At 66.2% G+C, this 6,103-nt stretch carries 6 protein-coding genes; 5 read left to right on the forward strand and 1 reads right to left on the reverse strand.

Annotated elements, in window-relative coordinates:
• The first annotated feature begins 29 nt into the window (after window positions 1–29).
• Complete coding sequence (locus tag AC5RWD_RS21370) at window positions 30–695, forward strand: peptide deformylase (RefSeq protein ID WP_494021931.1); 666 nt, start codon at window positions 30–32, stop codon at window positions 693–695.
• Here the strand turns inward: AC5RWD_RS21370 and AC5RWD_RS21375 are convergent.
• Complete coding sequence (locus AC5RWD_RS21375) at window positions 692–2,764, reverse strand: S9 family peptidase (protein WP_494021932.1); 2,073 nt, start codon at window positions 2,762–2,764, stop codon at window positions 692–694. The two genes, AC5RWD_RS21370 and AC5RWD_RS21375, sit on opposite strands and share 4 nt — an antisense overlap.
• Window positions 2,765–2,837: 73 nt before the next feature.
• Here AC5RWD_RS21375 and AC5RWD_RS21380 point away from each other — a divergent pair, with 73 nt between their 5' ends.
• The 4 genes from AC5RWD_RS21380 (at window position 2,838) to AC5RWD_RS21395 (ending at window position 6,034) form a co-directional block, all read left to right on the forward strand.
• On the forward strand, window positions 2,838–3,722 hold the full coding sequence (locus AC5RWD_RS21380; protein WP_494021933.1) for a putative RNA methyltransferase: 885 nt from the start codon (window positions 2,838–2,840) through the stop codon (window positions 3,720–3,722).
• A 135-nt stretch (window positions 3,723–3,857) separates the two neighbouring features.
• Entirely contained in the window at window positions 3,858–4,319 is a 462-nt protein-coding gene (locus AC5RWD_RS21385) for an NfeD family protein (protein WP_494021934.1), read from the forward strand.
• Between the two features lie 104 nt (window positions 4,320–4,423).
• Complete coding sequence (locus AC5RWD_RS21390) at window positions 4,424–5,389, forward strand: SPFH domain-containing protein (protein ID WP_494021935.1); 966 nt, start codon at window positions 4,424–4,426, stop codon at window positions 5,387–5,389.
• 297 nt (window positions 5,390–5,686) lie between these two features.
• Window positions 5,687–6,034: an RNA polymerase-binding protein RbpA gene (locus tag AC5RWD_RS21395; RefSeq protein WP_003802221.1), complete on the forward strand. Its 348-nt coding sequence runs from the start codon at window positions 5,687–5,689 to the stop codon at window positions 6,032–6,034.
• Window positions 6,035–6,103: the final 69 nt, after the last annotated feature.

Raw genomic sequence — 6,103 nt, forward strand, 5'->3', positions numbered from 1 at the left:
AGCGTGCAACGCGGCGCTAGGCTGTCCCCATGACCTACGCATCTCCGCCTACGTCCTTCAGCCCCGCCCGCATCAGGGAGACCGTGCAGGAACTGCTGGCCTCTGAGGCCTTGCCGCCCATCGTGCAGGCCGGGCACCCGGTCCTGAGGCAGCACGCCGCTCCCTTCGAGGGCCAGCTGGAGCCCGATGAGCTAAGCCGGCTGATCGTCCTGATGAGGAAGGTCATGCATGCCGCACCCGGCGTCGGCCTGGCAGCTCCGCAGCTGGGCATCCCGCTGCAGCTGGCCGTCCTCGAAGACCAGTTCGAGATCGACGAGGTCACCGCCGCGGCCCGGGGCCGCGCGCCGCTGGAGTTCTTCGGCATGCTGAATCCGTCATACTCCCGCCTGGGCAACGGCACGGCCGCCTTCTTCGAAGGCTGCCTTTCGCTGTCCGGACTGCAGGCCGTGGTTGAGCGTCCCGAAAGCGTGCGGCTGGAGTACATAACGCCCGACGGCGGGCACGTCACCAGGGACTTCAGCGGCTGGCAGGCGCGGATCGTGCAGCACGAAACCGACCACCTCCACGGCCGGCTTTATATCGACCGGGCCGAGCTCCGCTCACTCAGCACGAACAGCGAGTACGCCGCGCGCTGGGCCGAGCCCGGCATCGCTACTGCCAGCCGGGAGCTTGGCTTCCCGGCCGGCGGGAATTAGGCGGTGCCGGCGCGGTTGCTGTCCGTCGGCAGGTACTTCGCCCACCAGGCCAGGATATGTTCGAACCGCTGCCGCCGGTGATGAGGCGTCCCCGAGCGTGACAGCTCGTGGTCCTCGCCCGGGAACACGAGGAACGCCGAGTCGACGCCCTGCTGCTTGAGGGCAGTGAAGTAGCGCTGGCCCTGTTCCACGGGGCAGCGGAGGTCATCTTCGCTGTGGATCACCAGCGTGGGGGTCCTGACGGCGGCAACCGTTGCCATGGGACTCTGCGCGGCCACCTGCCCGGCCGCCGAGCCGACGTACTCCCCTCCGAAGAACCAGCCGATGTCCGACGAGCCTGTGAAGCTCACGGGATCCAGGAATCCCCGCTCCACGATGGCGGCCTGGAACCGGTGGTCCTGGCTGATGGTCCACGCTGTGAGGTAGCCGCCATAGGAACCGCCCATGATCCCCAGGGCGCCGGCATCCAGGGACGAGAACTTCTCGAGGCTTCCGTCCAGGAACGCGAGCACGTCCTGCATGTCCACGGTGCCCATCCGCTCCTTGATGGACCGGCCGTGCGCCTGGCCGTAACCGGCCGAGCCGCGCGGATTGCACATCAGGACGGCGTATCCGGCGGCGGCGTAGACCTGTGCCTCATCGAATAACGCGGAGGTGTACTGCGAGAACGGTCCGCCGTGGATGTTCAGCAGCACGGGGTGCGGGCCCTTCCCCGGCGGCAGCACCAGCCAGCCGTGGACGGGATAGCCGTCAGGGGCAGGGAACGTGAGTTCCTGCGGTTCGATGATGCCTGCCTCGGTCCGCAGCGCGGCCGAGAAATCGGTGAGGAGACGGAGCTGACCGGCCTCGAGGACTCCCACATCACCCGCCGTGGCGGCGTCGCTGTAGCTGAGGAAGACCGTGCCCGCACCATCCCCGGCTCCGGCGACTACCCGGTCACCATGAACGAGGAGGGAGTGGTCCCCCGTGGCGCTGAACTCGAGCAGCTCCACCGTTCCCTGGGCATTGTTGAGCACCAGCGCACTGTCGTTGCCGCGGAGGCCGATGGTGGCACCGGGCGCTCCGACGTCCATGTTCTCCGCGTCGCTCAGGGCCGTGGCGTCGCCGCCGGCGGCAGGCATGACATGGAGGACCGTGTTCTTGGCGACGAAGTCCTGACGGGTGCTGCCCAGGTCCTGGGACGTGCAGAACAGCCAGCGTCCGTCGACCGACTCCCGGACGTCGGAAACGGTCTGGGCACCCAGGTTCGGGACCGGCACCAAAGCCGGTGTGCCGCCGTCGGCCGCTACGCGGTAGATCCCGGATGCCAGATCCTGGTCGGCGTCCTCGTGGAGTGCTGCCACAAAGTAAATGGCATTGCCGTCGTTGGTGAAGGTGGCGCCGGTGTGGTCGGTTGCCGCCGTCGTGAGCTGGCGTGCCTCCGGGAGGCCGCCGGTATCTTCGGTGGACTCTGCCAAGTGTTCACTCTTACCGCCTCCCGTGCCTGTTCCGCTATTGCTCCGCTTGGCTGCGCGCCCTACTGGCTTGACCCAGGGTTCCCCGCCCAGTTCCGGAACCTCGAGTATGAACAGCTGCAACGGCTTGTCCCGCGTGTAGCCCTCACCGTTCATCCGGTACTTGTACCCGGTGATGAACCGGGCGTCCTCCGCACCGGACCCCACGCCGTCGAGTGTTCCGTAGCGGCCCTCTTCCGGTTCCCTCGAACCGAAGACGATCCGGGTGGAATCTGGCGACCAGGCGAAGGAGGTGACGCCCATTTTTCTGTCGGTCAGGGCCTGTGGTTCACCACCCGCGGCCTCCACCACGTGAAGCTGGGGCCTGCCGCCGGGGGCGGCGCGGAGAAAGGCCAGGACCCGGCCGTCCGGCGAAAAGGCCGGCGCCGTGTCGCGGAATCCCCGGGTGATGCGGCGGGGCAGCTTTTCCGGGTCGCGGGGTACACTCCACAGCTGGCCAACGTAGGAGTCGGCGTCAAAGTCCGGACGGACAACGGACACTACGGCCCTGGTCCCGTCGGGGTGGACGGCGGGGGCGGAAACGGAGTTGAGCAGCGGCAAATGTTCAGGCTTCACCCACGTGAGCCTAGCGGGTCGGGCAAGGCCACGGAACGGCAGCCACCGAATCGGCTGACCTAGGATTGTCCTCATGCTCCCGCGCCTGCCCGTTCTGCTTTGTCCCGTCTGCCGCCAGGAACTCCAGCCCGTCTTCGACCCCGGCAACGGCCGGGTCCGGGCGTTGGCCTGCCCGCAGCTCCACAGTTTCGACGCCGCCCGGCAGGGTTACTTCAACCTGCTGGTGGGCAAGGGAACCACCTTCGAATCGGACAGCGCGGAGATGGTTGGGGCACGGGCAGCCTTCCTCGACGCCGGTCACTACCGGCCGCTGGCCGACGCTCTGGCCAAGGCAGCCTGGCCGGCGTTGAAGGGGCCGGGCCCAACTGTCCTTGACTCCGGGACGGGAACGGGACATTACCTCCGGGCGATACTTGATCATGCGGACGGCGCCGCTGCGGAGGACGAGTCCGTTGGCGTGGCCGCCGTCGGGCTGGATATCTCCAAGTTTGCCCTGCGCCGGGCCGCCAAAGTCAACCCGGAAGCCATAAATTTGGTGGGTGACGTCTGGCAGCCCCTGCCGCTCCCGGATGCCACCGTCGACGTCATCACGGTGGTGTTTGCGCCCCGCAACGCTGCCGAGTTCGCCCGAGTCCTCAAACCCTCAGGCAGGCTCATCGTGGTGACGCCGCGCGCCGGCCACCTCGGGGAAGTTGCCGGCCAGGCGGGAATGCTGGGCATCGACCCCGACAAAGACGGGCGCCTGGCCGAGGCGCTCGCAGGCCGCTTCTCCCCGCTGTCGAAGCAGGACATTGACGTGGAGCTGTCGCTTTCGCCGGCGGACGTGACCAACCTTGCCCTGATGGGTCCGGCTGGCCACCATACAGACCGGACCGCACTGACCGAACGGCTCGCCGGCCTCCCGCCAACAACCAGCGTGTCCGCCCGGTTCCGGATCAGCATCTTCGTCCCCGCATGACCCTCTCTGCATAACGGCTTGGCCACGTTCCGGCGCTGCCCGCCTTTCCCCTGCCGGGCGCACCTGCATCGGTCTACGATGGAAGAAAGTTACTGAGGGTCTGCCCCGCAGCCCTCGGGATCAAGGGGGAACGCGATGTTTGAATGGCTTGGCCAAAACTGGTGGGCACTGTGGCTCACCCTCTTCCTGGTGTTCGCCGCCGTGGAGATGCTGACCCTTGATTTGTTTTTCATCATGCTGGGCGGAGGTGCCCTTGCCGGCCTGGTGGCAGACTTTGCCGGCGCTGACTTCTGGCTTCAGATCGTGGTCTTCTGCGTCGTCTCGCTCCTCATGATTGCGTTCGTCCGGCCGATGACGCTCAAGCACCTGCACAAGGGGCCGCCGGAACAGCGCACCAACATCGACCGCCTAATCGGCGAATCAGCGCTGGTCCTGGAGGCGGTAACGGCCACCGGCGGACGTGTGAAGATCGGCGGCGACATCTGGAGCGCCCGCTCGCAGTCCGGCGTCCTTCCCGAAGGCCAGCGCGTGATCGTCTCGGCCATTGAAGGTGCGACGGCGGTCGTCTCACCCCAGGCTGAGACCGCCGTCCAGTAGGCGGTTCCCCCATAGGTTTCTGCTCCCGCCGCGGCGGAGCAGCAGATTGCGGCGAGTTTTCGCCAGGTTAGAGCTTCACTGAAAGTTGGGGACAAAGGAGAAGTATGGATAGCCCAGGAGGAATCGCACTCACCTTCGTGATGGTGGTTCTGATCATTTTCGTCATCATTGTGCTGGTCCGCTCGGTGCGGATCGTGCCCCAGGCCCGGGCCGGCGTCGTGGAACGGCTGGGAAAGTACCAGCGCACGCTGAATCCCGGACTGACGCTCCTCATCCCCTTTGTTGACCGGCTCCTGCCGCTGCTGGACCTGCGCGAGCAGGTGGTGTCCTTTCCTCCGCAGCCCGTGATCACCGAAGACAACCTCGTGGTGTCCATCGACACCGTGGTCTACTTCCAGGTCACCGATCCGCGCGCCGCCACCTATGAGATCGCCAACTACATCCAGGCCGTGGAACAGCTGACCACCACCACCCTGCGTAACGTGGTGGGCGGCCTGAACCTGGAAGAGGCGCTCACGTCCCGCGACCAGATCAACGGCCAGCTGCGCGGTGTCCTGGATGAAGCCACGGGCCGCTGGGGTATCCGCGTCTCCCGGGTGGAGCTGAAGGCCATCGACCCGCCGCACTCCATCCAGGATTCGATGGAGAAGCAGATGAGGGCAGAACGTGACCGCCGGGCTGCCATCCTCACCGCGGAAGGAACCAAGCAGTCCGCCATCCTGACCGCTGAAGGGCAGCGGCAGGCCGCCATCCTCAAGGCCGAGGGTGACGCGAAAGCTGCCATCCTGCGGGCGGACGGTGAGGCGCAGGCCATCCAGAAGGTGTTCGACGCCATCCACAAGGGCAATCCGGACCAGAAGCTGCTGGCCTACCAGTACCTGCAGACCCTCCCGAAGCTCGCCGAGGGCTCCTCCAACAAGCTGTGGATTATCCCCAGCGAAGTGGGCGAGGCGCTGAAAGGCATCGGCAGCGCTTTGGGCGGAACCAACCCTGATCCCAGCTCCGGCGACCTGTTTGGAGGCCCGGACGGGGGCCAGGCCGGTGAGGCAGCGGCCCGGACCCAGTCCTAGCAGTTCAAGGCAAAGCAGCGGGAGGCAGGCCACAGCGGCCTGCCTCCTGTTTTATGTGCACAGGGCTGCGTCGCTGCACCCGCTGGATTGCTTACGTCCCGTCGGATTGCTGCACCCCGTTGAAATCCGTATAATAGGATATTTGTCCGGCCGGATCAGTCCGTGCGGAACAACAATGCTTGGCGAAGCGTTTCACCTAGTGATGCTACGTGAACCACACCGTAGTCCGGAGGCACCCTTTCGAGGGCTTCCGACTAGCGCGGAGTCCGCTCCGCGAACCGATTAGAGGGAGAAATCATGAGCGATCGCAGCCTGCGGGGCATGCGTCTTGGCGCCCAAAGTATGGAGACCGAATCCGGCGTGGAGCCGGCTCCGCGTCAGCGGGTTGAGTACCGGTGCGAGGACGGCGAACAGGTTTTCGTAACCTTCTCGTCCGAAGCCGAAATTCCCCCTGTCTGGGTTTCGAAGACCGGCAAGGAAGCGCTGCTCGTTGATGGCGAACGCCCGGACACCAGCAACGAGAAGGCAGTCCGTACGCACTGGGACATGCTGCTGGAGCGCCGCTCGCTTCCCGAGCTGGAGCAGATCCTCGAAGACCGCCTCACCATTCTGCGCGAGCGGCGCGGCGAACGGCGTTCAGCCTAGCCGCTGCCAGCTGGCAGGAAGGCGCTACAGCCAAAGGCCGGGTCGGCTGCATCCAGGGATGCAGCCGAC

It is taken from the genome of Arthrobacter sp. CMU6, from assembly GCF_059090205.1.